The organism is Thermotoga profunda AZM34c06, from assembly GCF_000828675.1.
Lineage (GTDB): Bacteria > Thermotogota > Thermotogae > Thermotogales > DSM-5069 > Pseudothermotoga_B > Pseudothermotoga_B profunda.
Genome location: NZ_AP014510.1, coordinates 1,717,132 through 1,733,096, shown reverse-complemented (window position 1 = coordinate 1,733,096; position 15,965 = coordinate 1,717,132). Strand labels below are relative to the sequence as shown.

Annotated in this window: 17 protein-coding genes; 11 read left to right on the top strand and 6 right to left on the bottom strand. The window is 39.8% G+C overall.

Annotated features, from left to right (window positions below):
* The first annotated feature begins 1 nt into the window (after position 1).
* The 8 genes from rsxC to ackA are packed head-to-tail and all read left to right on the top strand — an operon-like array spanning position 2 to position 6,656.
* Positions 2 to 1,309: an electron transport complex subunit RsxC gene (rsxC, locus tag TSP02S_RS08470; RefSeq protein ID WP_041084308.1), complete on the top strand. Its 1,308-nt coding sequence runs from the start codon at positions 2 to 4 to the stop codon at positions 1,307 to 1,309.
* Positions 1,306 to 2,280, top strand: coding sequence for an RnfABCDGE type electron transport complex subunit D (locus TSP02S_RS08465; RefSeq protein WP_041083415.1), 975 nt, complete (start codon positions 1,306 to 1,308; stop codon positions 2,278 to 2,280). Before rsxC ends, TSP02S_RS08465 begins: the two co-directional genes overlap by 4 nt.
* Entirely contained in the window at positions 2,277 to 2,945 is a 669-nt protein-coding gene (locus TSP02S_RS08460; RefSeq protein WP_041083413.1) for an RnfABCDGE type electron transport complex subunit G, read from the top strand. The genes TSP02S_RS08465 and TSP02S_RS08460 overlap by 4 nt, the downstream gene beginning before the upstream one ends.
* Complete coding sequence (gene rsxE, locus TSP02S_RS08455; protein ID WP_041083411.1) at positions 2,945 to 3,553, top strand: electron transport complex subunit RsxE; 609 nt, start codon at positions 2,945 to 2,947, stop codon at positions 3,551 to 3,553. Before TSP02S_RS08460 ends, rsxE begins: the two co-directional genes overlap by 1 nt.
* Positions 3,550 to 4,125: an electron transport complex protein RnfA gene (locus tag TSP02S_RS08450; protein ID WP_041083410.1), complete on the top strand. Its 576-nt coding sequence runs from the start codon at positions 3,550 to 3,552 to the stop codon at positions 4,123 to 4,125. The genes rsxE and TSP02S_RS08450 overlap by 4 nt, the downstream gene beginning before the upstream one ends.
* Positions 4,126 to 4,134: 9 nt before the next feature.
* A complete protein-coding gene (locus TSP02S_RS08445; protein ID WP_041083408.1) occupies positions 4,135 to 4,422 on the top strand; it encodes an RnfABCDGE type electron transport complex subunit B in 288 nt (95 codons plus the stop codon).
* Entirely contained in the window at positions 4,409 to 5,425 is a 1,017-nt protein-coding gene (dprA, locus tag TSP02S_RS08440) for a DNA-processing protein DprA (protein ID WP_041083406.1), read from the top strand. Before TSP02S_RS08445 ends, dprA begins: the two co-directional genes overlap by 14 nt.
* 13 nt (positions 5,426 to 5,438) lie before the next feature.
* Positions 5,439 to 6,656 carry an acetate kinase gene (gene ackA, locus TSP02S_RS08435; protein WP_041083404.1) on the top strand — a complete coding sequence of 406 codons (1,218 nt, stop codon included), beginning with the start codon at positions 5,439 to 5,441 and terminating at the stop codon, positions 6,654 to 6,656.
* On the opposite strand, the gene TSP02S_RS08430 is transcribed toward ackA, so the two are convergent.
* From TSP02S_RS08430 to aspC, 4 genes are read right to left on the bottom strand one after another with little or no spacing between them, the layout of a single operon-like run.
* A complete protein-coding gene (locus tag TSP02S_RS08430) occupies positions 6,643 to 7,329 on the bottom strand; it encodes a tRNA1(Val) (adenine(37)-N6)-methyltransferase (RefSeq protein ID WP_041083403.1) in 687 nt (228 codons plus the stop codon). The genes ackA and TSP02S_RS08430 overlap by 14 nt on opposite strands.
* Entirely contained in the window at positions 7,301 to 8,875 is a 1,575-nt protein-coding gene (locus tag TSP02S_RS08425; RefSeq protein ID WP_041083401.1) for a hypothetical protein, read from the bottom strand. Before TSP02S_RS08425 ends, TSP02S_RS08430 begins: the two co-directional genes overlap by 29 nt.
* Complete coding sequence (locus tag TSP02S_RS08420; protein WP_041083400.1) at positions 8,868 to 10,598, bottom strand: ABC transporter ATP-binding protein; 1,731 nt, start codon at positions 10,596 to 10,598, stop codon at positions 8,868 to 8,870. Before TSP02S_RS08420 ends, TSP02S_RS08425 begins: the two co-directional genes overlap by 8 nt.
* A 6-nt stretch (positions 10,599 to 10,604) precedes the next feature.
* Positions 10,605 to 11,744, bottom strand: coding sequence for an aspartate aminotransferase (gene aspC / locus TSP02S_RS08415; RefSeq protein WP_041083398.1), 1,140 nt, complete (start codon positions 11,742 to 11,744; stop codon positions 10,605 to 10,607).
* 57 nt (positions 11,745 to 11,801) lie between these two features.
* Here aspC and TSP02S_RS08410 point away from each other — a divergent pair, with 57 nt between their 5' ends.
* On the top strand, positions 11,802 to 12,515 hold the full coding sequence (locus tag TSP02S_RS08410) for a hypothetical protein (RefSeq protein WP_041083396.1): 714 nt from the start codon (positions 11,802 to 11,804) through the stop codon (positions 12,513 to 12,515).
* Here the strand turns inward: TSP02S_RS08410 and TSP02S_RS08405 are convergent.
* Positions 12,512 to 13,180, bottom strand: a complete 669-nt coding sequence (locus tag TSP02S_RS08405) for a thioredoxin family protein (protein WP_041083394.1) — start codon at positions 13,178 to 13,180, stop codon at positions 12,512 to 12,514. The two genes, TSP02S_RS08410 and TSP02S_RS08405, sit on opposite strands and share 4 nt — an antisense overlap.
* A gap of 12 nt (positions 13,181 to 13,192) precedes the next feature.
* The gene (locus TSP02S_RS08400; RefSeq protein WP_041083392.1) at positions 13,193 to 13,843 is read right to left on the bottom strand and encodes a cytochrome c biogenesis CcdA family protein; all 651 of its coding nucleotides are present in this window, start codon (positions 13,841 to 13,843) and stop codon (positions 13,193 to 13,195) included.
* A 140-nt stretch (positions 13,844 to 13,983) separates the two neighbouring features.
* On the opposite strand from TSP02S_RS08400, the gene TSP02S_RS08395 reads away from it, so the two are divergent.
* Both TSP02S_RS08395 and TSP02S_RS08390 read left to right on the top strand, forming a co-directional pair.
* Positions 13,984 to 15,189: an S-layer homology domain-containing protein gene (locus TSP02S_RS08395; protein WP_041083390.1), complete on the top strand. Its 1,206-nt coding sequence runs from the start codon at positions 13,984 to 13,986 to the stop codon at positions 15,187 to 15,189.
* 124 nt (positions 15,190 to 15,313) lie between these two features.
* Positions 15,314 to 15,955, top strand: a complete 642-nt coding sequence (locus tag TSP02S_RS08390; RefSeq protein ID WP_041083388.1) for a CBS domain-containing protein — start codon at positions 15,314 to 15,316, stop codon at positions 15,953 to 15,955.
* Positions 15,956 to 15,965 lie beyond the last annotated feature (10 nt).

The window sequence follows — 15,965 nt, the reverse complement described above, 5'->3', positions numbered from 1 at the left end:
GTTGCTGAGTTTTAGAGGAGGAATTCATCCACCTGAAAAAAAGGAACTGGCGAAAGAATCACAGTTACTTTACCTTAATCCACCAGAAGTTGTTTATGTCTTTCTCTCTAATCATGCCGGAGCACCAGCAAAATGCATTGTAAAGGAGAATGATCAAGTAAAGACCGGACAAGTGATAGGAGAGCCTGGTGGTTTTATTTCGGCTTATGTTCACTCGCCAATTACAGGTGTTGTGAAAAAGATAGACAAGATCTATCACCCGATACAGGGTAGACCAATGGAGGCAGTGGTCATACAGAAGACTTCAGACGATGAATGGCAGTATTTAGAGCACGCCGATTGGGAAAATCTTACGAAAGAACAACTTCTCGAGACTATCAAAAAAGCCGGAATAGTCGGTCTTGGTGGTGCAATGTTTCCAACACATGTAAAGCTCTCCCCTCCTGCCGACAAAAAAATAGACACATTCATAGTTAACGCAGCCGAATGTGAACCATATTTGACAATCGATCACAAGTTAATGCTTCAAAAGGCTCAGGATTTAATTTTAGGTATAAAGATAGTCATGAAAACACTACAAGTTCAAAAGGCATACATCGGCATTGAATCCAATAAGATCGATGCCTATGAACATTTGAAAACTCTTCTGAATTCAGATCAAATTGAATTGAAGCTTTTGAAGACTAAATACCCACAGGGGGCAGAAAAGCAACTCATATATGCCATTACAGGTAGAAAAGTCCCAGTTGGTGGTCTTCCAATGGATGTGGGTGTTGTCGTGCAGAATGTACAAACGGTCATTGCGATAAAGGAAGCTGTTGTTGATCGAAAACCTCTTGTTCAAAGAGGTTTGACGATAAGTGGAGAAGGGGTTAACAAACCTATCAACGTTGTAGCAAGGATAGGTACCGTTGTAGAAGAGATCTTGAAGTACGCAGGAGGGATAAAAGAAGAAGCAGAAAGGGTAATTCTCGGTGGCCCGATGACTGGTATAGCCATAAATAGGCTTGATATACCTATCATGAAAGGTACAAGTGGAATAACAGTTCTTTTGAAGGAAAAAGAATATGTTCAAAAGGCATGTATCAGATGTACAAAATGTGTTTTTGCATGTCCGATGGGATTGCAACCTTACTTGTTGTATCTTCTTGCAAATAAGAGAAAATACGACGATGCAGTTGAAGAAGGTCTTTTGGCATGTGTAGAATGTGGTTCATGTGCCTATGTATGTCCTTCAAAGATAGACCATGTGCGAGCGATTAAACTCGCTAAGAAGGTCTATCAGGCTCTGAGGGGTGGTAAAAAATGAAGTTAATCACAAAAGATGCACCACATATAAGAAGTGAAGATACTGTGAGAAATATAATGATTGATGTTTTGATCGCACTCGGTCCAGCAGTTGCAGGAGCGGCTTTGTTTTTTGGTTGGTATGCACTTTTTCTATGTATCTTTGGAGCGGTTGCGGCTGAGATGATCGAGTGGTTTATAGTCAAGGTTTTGAGAAAGCAGAAAGAATTTGTACCTGATTTTAGCGCCGCAGTGACAGGATTGTTACTTGCCATGAACCTCCCACCAACTGCTCCGTGGTGGCTCTTATTGATTGGAATAATAATAGCAATAGGTATCGCAAAACAGGCTTTTGGTGGTATAGGTCAAAATATATTCAACCCTGCGCTTGTTGGAAGGGTCTTTCTCTTAATATCATTTCCTACACTCATGACAAGATGGATCAATCCGTTGATGGCTTTTTCAAAATCTCCTTGGGATGTTTTGACGTCGGCTACACCACTTGGAGTTCTAAAGCAACAGGGATTGAAAGAAGCTTTGAGCAGTTTTAGTTATACCGATCTTTTCTTTGGCAACGTGGGTGGATGCATAGGTGAGACGAGTGTACTTTTGTTGGTGATTGGATTTGTCTATTTATTGTACAAGCAAAGAGTCAGTCCGATTATTCCATTGTCTTACATAGGTACAGTTTTCCTATTTTCGAGTTTATTTTATTTCATAAATCCTGGTAGATTCGGTACACCTTTGTTTCATATATTGAGTGGTGGACTCTTTCTCGGGGCTTTGTTCATGGCTACAGATATGGTTACAAGCCCTATGACTTTCAAAGGTCAAGCGGTTTTTGGTTTGGGATGTGGTCTTGTCACTATGACAATAAGATATTTTGCAGGTTATCCAGAAGGTGTATCTTTGGCGATACTTTTGATGAACGCTCTAACTCCTTTGATAGATCGTGTTTTCAAGCCAAGGATTTTCGGTGAGGTGAAATCATGAAAGAATATGTGAAGATGGGATTCATCCTACTAATATACTGTGCCGTTGCTGGTTTCGCACTCGGTTTGGTGTATACCATTACAAAGGATCGTATTGCGATAGTAGAGCTCGGAAAAAAGTTTGAAGCCATAGAAGCGGTGTTAAAAGATGAAAGCGGACAATACGTAGTGCCTTTGGACAAAATCAAGACAACCGTTGCGCAGGTGAAAGATGAAACAAAAGTAATCTTTGAAGAAAACAATGGCAAGGTTTATTCTCCGGTTTATCAATTTGATTCAGATATGGGAATTGTCTATGTACTGAGTGGATCGGCTATAGGATATGGAGGAGCGGTTTCCGTTGTTGCGAGTTTTGTTAGAAAATCAGATGGTTTCATGCTTTTATCGATTCGCGTGACAGATTACTCTCAAGAAACACCTGGCCTTGGTGCAAAAATAGGGGAAGAAGATATTCAAAAAAGATTTTATCCGATAGAGCCATCTGCATTGGAAAATGGTCTTCGTGTGGATAAAGATGCGAATATGTCAAATTTATCGCCCCAAGAAGCTAAGACAAAAGGGGTTGTAAAGGTCAGTGATGTGATGACCGGTGCAACTATAACACCCAGAGCGGTTGTTAATGCAATCAATGCCATGCTTTCTTATTTGAAATCGGGGGTGAAATGATGAGTTCTTTGAAAGAATTCACAAAGGGATTTTTCAAAGAGAACCCCACCTACGTTCAAGTACTTGGTATGTGTCCGACCCTTGCAGTTACTACGAGTGCTATCAATGGCCTTGGTATGGGGCTTGCTGCAACAAGTGTATTGGCTTTGTCCAATGTGGTGATTTCTTCAATAAGAAAGAATGTCCCCAAAAATCTCAGAATACCTATCTTTATAACTGTTATAGCAACTTTTGTTACAATCCTTGACTTATTGATGCACGCTTTCATCTATGATCTGTGGAAAACACTTGGACTTTTCATACCATTGATTGTAGTGAATTGTATAATCATGGGACGTGCCGAAGCCTTTGCTTCAAAAAATGGTATCTGGGCTTCTTTCTTAGATGGGCTTGGTGTTGGCTTTGGATTCACCGGATCTCTGGTCCTTCTGGGTAGTATCAGAGAGCTTTTGGGAAATGGGACTGTTTTTGGTTTGCATATTTGGGGTAAGGCTTTCAACGTCTTTGCCATGATACTGCCTCCTGGTGGTTATATGACCCTTGGTCTTTTGGCTGCACTTTTTGCATTCATTGGAATGAAGCGTAAACAAAGAGGTGAACAGAAATGAGAGTTTTTCTGATACTCTTCTCTGCCCTTTTAGTTAACAACTATGTCTTTATAAGATTTTTGGGAATCTGTCCATTTCTCGGTGTTTCGAAGAAAATGGACACAGCCGTTGGCATGGGGTTTGCAGCTACGTTTGTACTTGTGATGTCGTCGGTCATAACATGGTTTGTGAACAAATTACTTGTCACAATGGGATTGGGATTTTTGCAGATTGTGGTGTTTATACTTGTGATAGCAACTTTTGTGCAATTTGTCGAGTTCTTTTTGAAGAAGAACAGTCCAGGACTTTATGAAGCTCTTGGGATTTATTTGCCATTAATCACTACAAACTGTATCATACTTGGAGTTGCGATTTTGAACGCACAGGCAAATTATTCATTACTCGAGGCGGCTTCTCATGCACTTGGTGCTGGGCTGGGATTTTTATTGGCTTTGGTAATTTTCGCTGGTATCAGAGAGAGACTTGAACTCTACGATTTACCAAAATCATTTGAAGGGTTACCAATAGCTTTGATACTTGCTTCTATAATCTCGATGGCTTTCATGGGTTTCCAAGGCTTGATAAAGCTGTGAGGTGATAAGATGACTGTACTTTATTCGACTTTGTTGTTAACAGTTCTTGGTTTTGCTTTTGGTACTTTTTTGGCGTATTCTGCGAAAAAATTTGAAGTAAAAGAAGATCCAAGAGTTGAGATGATCAAGCAGGTCCTTTCTGGTGCCAATTGTGGTGCTTGTGGTTATGCCGGTTGTGAAGCCTATGCAAAGGCTGTGGTTGCTGGTAAGGCATCTTACGACATGTGCATACCAGGTAAACCATCTGGAGTGGCCGATAAAATAAAGGAGATTATGCAAAAAAATGAAACCAATTGAGATCTTTGCACTCTCTTATTTTGGAAGGTTTTCAATTGAAGAACTTGAGCGCATCGTTTCAAGATTTGATTCTATTGAAGAAATTCTGAAGGCAGACTTCATGGATGGTTTTGAGAGATTCAAAGCACATTATGATGAAAAGTTCATGAATGATCAAGAAAGAAGAGCCAAAGAAATCGGTACAGAGATAATTAGTTTTTGGGATGAAGATTATCCCGAACTTTTAAGGCAAACGATCTCTCCACCAGCTGTTTTATTCTGCCTTGGTAATAAAAAACTGCTCAATGAGAAATGTATAGCGGTTGTTGGTACAAGGCGTATCACTGATTATGGAAGGTTGGTAATAAAGAAAATATTACCTGAACTGGTTCATGCAGATCTTGCGATAGTGAGTGGTATGGCATTTGGAGTCGACAGTCTTGCTCACCAAATTTCGATTGAAAACAACGGAAAAACAATAGCCGTACTTGGGACGGGAGTCGATGTATGTTATCCAGCCTCTAATAGAAGGTTGTACGAGAGAATCGTTGAAAACGGTTGCATCGTGAGTGAGTACCCTTTTGGTACGAAAGCGGCAAAACAGAATTTTCCCGCCAGAAATAGGATCATTGCAGGCCTTTGCAGAGCAACGATCGTCATTGAAGCACCTATGGATAGTGGTGCCTTGATTACCGCTCGAATGTCTGCTGAGATAGGGCGTGATGTTTTCGCTGTACCTGCAGATATAGACAAAAAAATGAGCGAGGGTTGTAACTGGCTTTTAAAAATGGGCGCAATACCACTAACAGATTCAACTCAGATACTTGAATACTATGGAATAACTTTGGTAAAAGATGAGAGACAAGATGATTTTTTGAAAATTTTTGATGAAGGTCCGCTGTTGGCAGAGGAAATTGTGAGCAAGCTGAATTTGGGACTTCCCGAGGTTTTATCAAAATTGACGGAATATGAATTAAAGGGTTTGGTCATGAAATTTCCAACGGGGCATTACAATAGAGTTTAGAGGAGGGAATCTTGTGAAGATATTGGTTGTCAACTGTGGCAGTTCATCGGTGAAGTATCAGTTTATCGATATGGAAGGTGAAAAAGTCTTGTGCAAAGGACTTGCCGAGAGAGTTGGTATCGAGGGTAGCCGACTTGTTCATCGTGTCAATGCCGACAAACATGTGATCGAAAAACCCATGAAAGATCATGAAGAAGCCCTGAAATTGATATTGGAAGTATTGCTCGATCCAGAGATAGGTGTTATAAAAGATCTGTCCGAAATCAGCGCAGTTGGCCACAGGGTTGTACATGGTGCAGAGCGATTTGCAAGCTCGGTTTTGATTGACGATGAAGTGATGAAGGTCTTAGAAGAAAATGTTCATCTTGCTCCCTTACACAATCCACCGAACATCATGGGAATTCGCGCCGTTCAGAAATTACTACCAAATGTTCCAAACGTAGGTGTTTTTGACACTGCTTTTCATCAATCGATGCCCAAGAAGGCTTTTCTTTATCCTATACCATACGAATTCTACGAAAAATACAGGATCAGAAGATATGGTTTCCATGGTACGAGTCATAGATATGTTTCTAAAAGAGCGGCTGAAATACTTGGAAGAGATTATTATGATTTCAAAGTAATAACTTGTCACCTTGGTAATGGGGCATCGATAGCTGCTGTGAGACATGGAAAGTCTGTGGACACATCGATGGGATTCACTTCACTTGAAGGAGTCGTCATGGGCACAAGATCTGGTGATATCGATCCAGCAATAGTTATCTACATGCAACAAAACCTTGGAATGTCTGTTGATAAAGTCTACGATATACTCAACAAAAAAAGTGGTGTGCTTGGTTTATCACAACTGAGTTCTGACATGAGAGATATCGAAGATGCAGCTCATTCAGGAAATGAAATGGCTCAGCTTGCCCTTGATATCTATGTCTATAGAATAGCAAAATACATCGGCGCTTATGCTGCAGCGATGAATGGTGTTGATGCAATAGTTTTCACCGCAGGTGTAGGAGAAAACTCACCTTATGTGCGTGAAAAGGTTTGTGAGTACCTTGGATTTCTTGGAATAAAAATAGATAAAAATCTAAATCAAGTAAAAGGAGTGGAAAGAATTATCAGTACGCCAGACTCAAAGGTAGCCGTCTTGATAGTTCCAACCGATGAAGAAATGGTCATAGCGAGAGACACAAAGCAGATAGTCGAAAGTGGAATAAAGGAACTCAAGCTCTTTTGAGAAATAACGGGGGCTCGATTATGAGTCCGATGCCCCCATTTTTCACACCCTTCAGAAGAAAAAATTGTGCATTACCTTTTGGACTTCCATAGACTGGCAGCGCCTTTTTTGGTTGGAGTTTTCTTTTTGTAAACTCCACCACCCAGAAACTCAAATGCGTTGGTGGTAGTATGTAAACAAAGACTCCTTTGTTTTTGAGAAGGTAACTCGTTGCCTCGATGAATTCAATGGCACTTTGAAAATCAGCCGTTCTGGTGGTCCTCCTCAGGGAATCTGGACTTGGTATATTTGTCAAGTGGTGTGGAGGATTTGCCACGACCATATCGAAAGATTCCGCCTGAAAAAAATCACGTACCTGCGAACAAGAGATGTTGTGAACCGTCATATTTGACAAATTGTTCATTTCAATTGTTTTCTGTGCAGATTTGAATAAAAATTCATCCTTTTCTATGGCAGTGACGATTATTTTATATCTCAAGGCAAGATATGCACATACAGCTCCAGTAGCACAACCGAGCTCGATCAATCTTCTCTGAGATTTACTGGGTTTTGAGTACCATGCCAACAATGTGGTTGCATGTGTTGGACGATAAGACTTGCCCACATCGGGTAACTTGAGAATTCTTAGAAGATCTTCATCGAATTCACATACTGATGATCTCTGATTTTCCAACCTTGACAACCTCTCCAAGGATCTTTGTTTTGAAGAGCCTAACTCTTGAGTCCTTGGCATAGAGTGCTGTTGAAGAAGAAATGTCATTGGCAAAACTGTCAAAGACAGAGTAACCAGAAAGAGTGATGGCAACATCACCATTTATTTGTGTACTTCTCAATCTTAGAACAGAGTAATCTTGTACCTGAGCACATTTGTTTGCAGAGATCCAGCTATCGACAAATTCCACGACCGAGAAGTTACTGATTGAAATAGTGATATCGTTGGAATAAAGTGATGTTGAATAAAGTCTTCCCGAAGAGAAATTCGAAACGTTCAGGTGATTTATCTTTGAGTCGGTAACAAAAAACTTACCAACGTTCTTTATAATGAGTTTGCCCATTTCACAAGAATTAAACCAGGCTTTCTTGATATTTGTCAGTTCGAGTTCCTTTGCTTTCACATTTTTGAATGAAATGGCAGCTGCACGGGTTACTGAAAAGTTTGATTTTGAAAGATCAAGATCTGAAAACCAGACTATACAAGAGCCAGAAATCGATAGGTTAATTTCTAACTTTGCATTAACTGCTGCAAAACGTCCTTCGTCTGCTATGATTAATTTACCTTGTCCGATGATCTTTGTCCCTGCTTCAGCTATGAGTGTACCCTTCACAGTTATTTCACAGCCCTGTGGAATCTTCAAAACGGCATTTTGTCTCAAAACGACCGTTTCCGATGAGGGTATCACCAATTTACCAAAAACAGTGTATTCCGATGATGTGAGTAAACCGCTATTCAAGGTGATCAAATTTGTGGTCGCGATTCTCTCAAGATTTTTAAGTGAGTAATTCAAAACAGGAAAACTCTCGTTTCCCGCACCATCGACATCACAGACAAAATAAAAGTCTTTCTCGAATGTATTCTGCTTGAAATCATCTTTTTTCAACTCACTGCTTTCTATATAGTAAGCACGATGGGTCCTGTTTGAGACGATCTTACCAAGGTTGATCGAAGGAGCAACTGGAATCTGTGGAACCACTATGAATTTATAGGTTTTGTCGACGACATTTGAGGCACTGTCTTTACAAACCACTCTGAGTCGATGTTCCCCAGAATGAAGCAAAAAGGCGTCAACAACGATGGAACCATTTTTAAAACCGTCGAAAAACTTGCCATCAAGATAAGTTCTGATGGTCAATTTATTATTTTCATCCCAGTCATCCAATATCGATACGGGAAATTCTATTTTTTGGGCTGGAACATAAGTTGGGACGTCGATAGTGATCTTTGGAGCAAGGTCCTTAGTTGCATTGACTTTCAATGTCACAGGTTCTTTCTCCTGATTATCCTTTACTGGTATGAGTTTGATAGTTGCATCGGAATTTTTCTGCCAAGGTATCTTGATATCTTTTGCATTTACGGTGAAATTGATCTGATCCACAATGATTTTTACAGAATCATAGCTTTCCAAACCTTTTATAACCAGATTGGCACTCTCAAAATAATAACTAACAGCAGCAAAGAGCGAAGAATAGATTATTAAAAAGACAACGACTAATTTATTCACACTCGAGTTCCTCCTCGATCATTTGCTTTTTGAACATTCTTGCGTACATTCCGTCGAAGTCCATCAATTGTTCATGATTTCCCTTTTCAACTATCTCGCCTTCATCAAGGACTATAATGACATCTGCATCTTTGAGTACTTTTAATCTGTGAGTGATCACGATCATAGTTTTTTCCCTGTAGTTTTTTCTCAACGCACCGATGATCTTTTCTTCTGTCTCAGGATCTACTGCAGATAGACAATCGTCGAATATGAGAAGATCTCTCTGAGTGTAGAGTGCCCTTGCTATTGTCACTCTCTGTTTCTGCCCACCCGAAAGTGTCACACCTCTTTCACCAACGACTGTCTCATAGCCGTGGGAGAATTTTTCTATTTCATCATGAACTGATGCAAGCTTTGCGTAATGTACCACTTTTTCATGATCGATTTTTTCCTGTGCAAAGGCGATATTTTTCTGAATTTGATCTGAAAAAAGAAAAGATTCCTGTGGCACAAAAGCGATGAGTTCTCTTATATTTTTTGATGAAATATCGTTTATATCGACACCGTTAATGAATATTTTGCCCCTTTCAACTGGATACAATTTCGTGAGGAGTCTAACCAATGTGGATTTACCACTCCCCACAGTTCCAACTATACCAACCATGTCACCCTTTTTGAAAGAGAAGCTCACATTCTTGAGAACATCTCTTTCTGTGTTCGGATAGCGATAGGTCAGGTTTTTGAATTCGACATATTCGATCTTCTCTATTTTTGTAGGATTTTCTGGCTCTGTTACCTGAGGCTTTTCATTGACTATTTGCATCAATCTTTGATAGGACGCCCTACCCCTTTGAATCATGTTCAACACCCAGCCAAGAGCCATCATAGGCCAAGTGAGCATACCAAGATAAGAATTGAATGCGACAAACTCACCAAGCGTCACTGTGTTATTTATAACCATCTTTCCACCAAAACCCAGTGCGAGTATTTGTGATGAAGCTGCAAAAAATGTCATCAATGGGAAGAACAAAGAAGAGACTTTTGCAAGAGACATTCCCGCCTGGTAATTTCTTTGTGATCTTTCGTTGAACAGTTGGTGTATTCTATCATTTGCGGAAAAAGACTTTACAATTCTCACACCCGAGATGGTTTCTTCGGTTAGTTCACTCAAAGAAGAATATTCTCTCTGAACTTCCATGAATCTTTTATGAATCATCCTACCGAAGAACAAGGCAACAAAGGCAAGTCCAGGTAAAGGAATACAAGAAAGCCAGGTCAGGCGCCAGCTGACCATTGAACCCATAAAAAACAAGGTCATAACAGCCATGAAAGTTGCATCAACTGACATCACAACTCCCTGTGCCAAAGCCATTCTCACGGCTTGCAAATCGTTGGTGAGCTTTGCCATCAGATCGCCACTACGATTTTGGTCGAAATATCCAGGTGTCAAAGACATGAGCTTTTCAAACAAAAAATTTCTCGAGACATATTCAAATCTTCTTGAAGCGCCTATGATGAAATATCTCCAAAAGAACCTCAAAATAGCCATTCCAAGAGCTATACCCATTATCCAACTTATCATGAGCCATATGTATCTCTGATTTGGATTGGGCAGTTTCAAATGATCAACAACCTGACCAACGAGTTTGGGAACAAAAAGTTGAGATAGATCTACCAAAACGAGCACCAAGATACCCAGCAGATATCTGTACCAATGCTTTTTCAAAAATTCTTTGATCACTTATCTTCACCTTCTTATGAATTTTCCTATCCTATCAATACCCTTTTTGAGTAGATCTTCAGAAGTCGCGAAAGAGAGTCTCACAAAGCCTTGTGCATTAAAAGCCGATCCAGGTACAAGTGCAACGTGTTGATCGTTCAAAAGTTTCATACAAAATTGCACATCGTCTTGTTCAAATTCCCTGACATCTATCAAAACATAAAACGCGCCTTTTGGTCTTAGATAATTCAATTTCAATTCAGAGAGCATAGAACAAACCAGATCTCTCCTCTTTCTAAATCTGTCCTTCATATAGGTCGTATCGACTTCGAAGGCTTTTAAGGCAGCGTACTGGGTAATGCTGTTTATGTTAGAAGTCAAATGTCCTTGGATCTTTGCTGCAGCTCTGGCTATTTCTATTGGAGCTACTAAGTAACCTATTCTCCAACCTGTCATGGAATGAGATTTTGAAAAGGCATTCACAAGAACTGTCCTGTCACCCTTGGATATGCTGAACAGAGAAATATGATCTGTATCATAAACCAAAGGTTCATAAACCTCATCGCTTATGATCAAAAGATCATACTTTTTTGCAATTTCATATATTTCATAAAGGGTTTTTTCATCATAGACTGTACCAGTTGGGTTGTTCGGGCTATTGACAATTATAACCTTTGTTGCAGGACTGATGGATTTCTCTATCTCTTCTGGATTTGGAATGAATTCTTTTTCAAACTGGGTTTTCACATGGACGGCCTTTGCGCCAAGTAATAGAACCATTGGTTCGTAACTAACCCAGCATGGATCGATTATGATCACTTCATCGTTCTGGCTTATCACACTTGCAAGTGCATTGAAAATCGCTTGCTTTCCACCATTACTCACGACGACTTGGTTGGCTGTGCATGGAACTTTGAATTTCTTTGAGACATGCTTGGCTATCATTTCTCTCAATTCGGGGATTCCAGAAGAATCTGTGTATTTTGTGAATCCCATTTTGAGAGCCTCTATCGCGGCATCTACTATGGGAGAGGGTGTGGGAAAATCAGGCTCACCCGCCGTCAGATTTACAACATCGACACCCTTTTTCTTGAGTTCCTGCGCAAGTGCATTCACCTCAAGTGTCTTTGATGCGGGTATAGAAGAAACATTCATCGATATTTGCATGGGCAAGACCTCCTTGTTATCATGACAAGTGTTATTATACTATGGGGGTGAGTTATTTTGCTATCCTTTGAGCAATTGGTGGAAAATGCAAATCAATACCTATGGCTTTTGATGCAAAGTTGGTACGTAGTTATACCAATCTGTGTGTTTTTGATCTTTGCGGCAAGGTTTGTGGAAAAGATTTCTGTAAGCCTGTTCGGTTTTCTCTTGGGAGGATTTGTGGTTTATCCCATGCTCTACGACAGATTCGAAAAATTTCGCGAATGGGTAACTGGATCGGAATTGACCCAATATGTGGCTTTCTTTGTTCTTGGAATAATATGTGCAATAGCGTTGTATGTACTTTTCAAGGTTTTTGTCTTCTTAGTTGGTTTCTTTGTGGGTGGTGGCGTGGTCTATTATCTTTTAGACTTTTTGATAAAGAGATTCGATGTTTTGTCAAAGACAAATCAGTTCATTCAACAAAATTGGTTTGTAATAATGCTTGGAATCTGTGCAGTCTTCGGAATCATTACTGGACTTCTTGCCGTGAGAAAGAGTTCTTCAGTTATAGCGATACTCAGCCTTTTAGCTGCATCTGTGATTCTTTCAATTGAGGCTATTGGATGGATTTATTTTTTCCTGTCAAAAGATCAAGAAAAGACCACCGCACTCTTTTCGAGCACGGTGGGTCTTGTGGCTTTATTAGTACTTTCGTTGGTTGTGTTTGCCCTGGGAATCTATTTTAATTTCTCAAAAAGAAAGAGACAACAAAAGGCTCAAACTGACTAATCTTGTTCGACGAGGAGTACTCTGAATACACCTGCATTTGAGAGCTGTTGAGCCAAGGTCTCTTCTTGCACAACATACACCTTGTATGGATCGATTTTCTGTGGCAATTTATCTATTTGTATTGAATATGGATCGTTTTTCAGGACGTATTTGGCTTGCTCTTCATTCACTGGAATGATTTTTCTCTCTCCTTGAAAATCGTCTTTTCTTTTCATGTATTGTTGGAAATCTTCAGTCAATTCCTGATACACATACTTGAGAACTTGTGCAAAGGTCTGTGCAGGAGCATAACCCGGTAGATAGACCAATGGCGTAGCTTCGCTTGTGAAAAACCACGTGACAGGTACACTGTTCACCTGGAAGGCAGAGAAGAGTTCGGGATAACTCATCGGTTTGCCAAATGCCGCTGTTTTCTTGTTGTAATCAAACAAAGCCTCAGCGAAGATGTAATTGGCAAGTACTAACTCTTTCACAGTTTTGTCAGTCAGTGTTTCATTTTTCAACTTTGCACAGTAAGGACAAGTTTGTGTGGTAAAAACTATTGCGAGTTTCTTTTGTTCTATCCTTGCCAAATTCACTGCGATCTCAAGATCGGTAAAAAGAATCGATTGAGCCATGATCAAGGTACTGAAAATCAAGATCGTGAAAATCATGGATTTTTTCATTCAATCACCTCTCTATCCAAAGAGTCTTCCCGTGAAGACCAGTATGCCTATGGCAAAGAGTAAGACAGCCGAGATGTACTTGAGCACCTTTTCAAATACCGGTTTTTTGAAACTCACTCGTGTGAAGATTCTCGAGACAATTCCACCGATCGACAAAAACGGTATAGATATTCCCAGAGAATACACAAAAAGCATCAACAAGCCTTTCAAAACATTTCCTTTCGTGGAAGCAATTACCAATATCGATGCGAGAACAGGACTCGCGCACGGAATCCACACAAGACCTATACCAATGCCTATGATTATTCCTGAAAAAAGACCACCTGACTTGAAACGATAAAAGTTAAAAGATCTGACTTTGAAGATCTGAATCTGGAACAAAAAAAGAATTGCCATCAATAGAATTAAAGAACCAGCTATGTATCTCATTGTTAGTCTATCAATTAGAACGCCAATCGAGCCTGACAAAGCTCCCAAGATTGAAAAGGTAGCTGAAAGTCCGATGAAAAATCCAAGAATCCTCCAAAGGGATTTGATATTTTTTTCTGAGATTAACAGCGCTATGAATGAAGGAATCAAAGGTATCGCACATGGGCTGAAAAAAGATATAATGCCATGTAAAAAGGCTGTGAGAATATCGACTTGGGTTAGTGAAATTGCCATAGAAAACCTCCAAATTCAGACTGTATTTGTCTACATTATATCACATCTTCGTTTTTTAAACAACTGCACATTCTTGAATGTCTAATGATTAGTTGCTATGGTAATATAGTAAAAGAAAACGTCAGATGGAGGTGGAATTCATGAAGAAAGTTCTTCTGGTAGTTGTATTAACTGTTGCTGCCTTTGTTTATGCGCAGAGTTTTTCAGATGTTCCAGTCAATCACTGGGCTTATGAAGCCGTGACGACACTTTCTAAATTGGGGATAGTTTCAGGAATGCCTGATGGTACTTTTCAAGGTAACAACCCAATGACGCGCTACCAAGTTGCAGTCGCAATGAAAAAACTCATGGATTATCTGACTCAGCAAATTGAGAAGGGTATGGCTTCAGGTGATTTACAGAACGTGATCAAAAGACTTTCTACAGTTGAAGATTTGATCAGCACAACTTTGACAAGAGTTCAAAGGAACAGCGAGCAAATCTCCGCAAGTGATCAAACCTTGCAAACAGTACTTGCAGAGATTTCAAACTTAAAATCAACGATTGTGGACATCGCCCAGGTAAAAAAGGATATGCCGACAATGATTGCCGCATCGGAGAACAAAATGATGACCATGTACAACCAACTTTCTGCAAAGGTCTCAGCTGTTGAAAAAACTGTATCAGATCTTCAAGCTCAGATTTCTTCACAGATCCTTTCACAACTCAAGGGTAATATAGACGCTATCAACGCGAATATTTCATCTGTTTCAAGTAAGGTTGATTCATTATCTGCAAAGGTCGATGCGATATCAAAATCTGTAGACCAGGTTAAAGTAGATGTCACTACCTTGAGTAAGAGAGTTGACGCAGTTGAAAGCAATATACAAACACTTCTCACACTCAGAAAAAGCTTTGCAGACCTTGAGGCAAGAGTAGCCACACTTGAATCAAAACTTGCCACTGATGTCGATTCTTTGAAAAAAGCACTCACCACAACTTCAAACCAACTGGATGCAAGACTCTCATTGGTCGAAGGTCAGGTTGCTTCTCTTGCAACAGATGTCGAAAAACTCAAGAAAGATATGGCAGATGCAACACAGGCTGCGAAAAAAGTTTCAGTTCTTGAAGGAAATGTTGGTACACTTGCCGGACAAGTCGTCTCTTTGAACCAAAAGGTGTCTCAAAATGAACAGGATATAGCAGCAGTTAAAAAGACCGTAGATGGCAAACCATGGAAGACGGACATAGAGGCTGCCACAGTTCAATTCTCAAAGAAAATCGACGAAGTATACAACATGGCTCTGATAGGTATCATAGTTGGTGCGGCAGGTGCCGTGATCGGGTTACTTGGAATGCTCTTCTAAAAAGTTGATCAAGCATAATAAGGACCCCTTGTGGGTCCTTTTTTTATTTAGATTGTGTCTCTTGCTGTGATAATGAAGCAGATGATTCACAGATGTAGTAAGATAATTGTCAGGGGGTGTTTATGTGTTTGTCAAGGATGTTATGACCAAAGAAGTGATAACCGTCTCGCCAGAGACAACCTTTTCCGAAGCGATGGATATCATAAGGAAAAAAGGCATAAGGAGATTACCTGTGGTTAAAAATGAAAAGGTTGTTGGAATCATCACAGAAAAAGATTTACTCTCTGCTTCACCTTCTCAAGCAACCACTCTTGATGTCTGGGAGCTCACAAGCCTTTTGAGCAAATTGAAGATAAAACAAATTATGAGAAAGGACGTCGTTCATGTTCATCCGAACACACCTATAGAAGATGCAGCAAAGATCATGTCAGACAAGAAAATAGGTTCACTCATAGTCCTTGAAGAAGAAAGATTAATTGGCATAATCACCGAATCCGATATCTTCAAAGTCTTTATAAATATGCTGGGTGCAAGAGAAGAAGGTACAAGGTATGTCTTTCGCATACAAAATGTCCCAGGTATTTTATCAAAGATACTGTATCTGATGTATCAATGTGGTGGAGATTTGATCTCTGTTACCACTTATGAAAAATCAGAAGAAGAATACAACGTCGTAGTCAAAGTCAGAAATCTCAAAAGGCAGGAATTTGAAAGAAAATTTCTCGAGGGTATCCCTTCTGCTTCAATTGTCGATGTAAAAGAATAAAGGGGGCAAA

Bases quoted from the DNA above. Each gene is read 5' to 3' on its own strand.
- TSP02S_RS08465 (WP_041083415.1), top strand. From the start codon at position 1,306: ATGAAGTTAATCACAAAAGATGCACCACATATAAGAAGTGAAGATACT.
- TSP02S_RS08460 (WP_041083413.1), top strand. From the start codon at position 2,277: ATGAAAGAATATGTGAAGATGGGATTCATCCTACTAATATACTGTGCC.
- rsxE (WP_041083411.1), top strand. From the start codon at position 2,945: ATGAGTTCTTTGAAAGAATTCACAAAGGGATTTTTCAAAGAGAACCCC.
- TSP02S_RS08450 (WP_041083410.1), top strand. From the start codon at position 3,550: ATGAGAGTTTTTCTGATACTCTTCTCTGCCCTTTTAGTTAACAACTAT.
- TSP02S_RS08445 (WP_041083408.1), top strand. From the start codon at position 4,135: ATGACTGTACTTTATTCGACTTTGTTGTTAACAGTTCTTGGTTTTGCT.
- dprA (WP_041083406.1), top strand. From the start codon at position 4,409: ATGAAACCAATTGAGATCTTTGCACTCTCTTATTTTGGAAGGTTTTCA.
- aspC (WP_041083398.1), bottom strand. From the start codon at position 11,744: ATGCAAATATCGATGAATGTTTCTTCTATACCCGCATCAAAGACACTT.
- TSP02S_RS08405 (WP_041083394.1), bottom strand. From the start codon at position 13,180: ATGAAAAAATCCATGATTTTCACGATCTTGATTTTCAGTACCTTGATC.
- TSP02S_RS08400 (WP_041083392.1), bottom strand. From the start codon at position 13,843: ATGGCAATTTCACTAACCCAAGTCGATATTCTCACAGCCTTTTTACAT.
- TSP02S_RS08395 (WP_041083390.1), top strand. From the start codon at position 13,984: ATGAAGAAAGTTCTTCTGGTAGTTGTATTAACTGTTGCTGCCTTTGTT.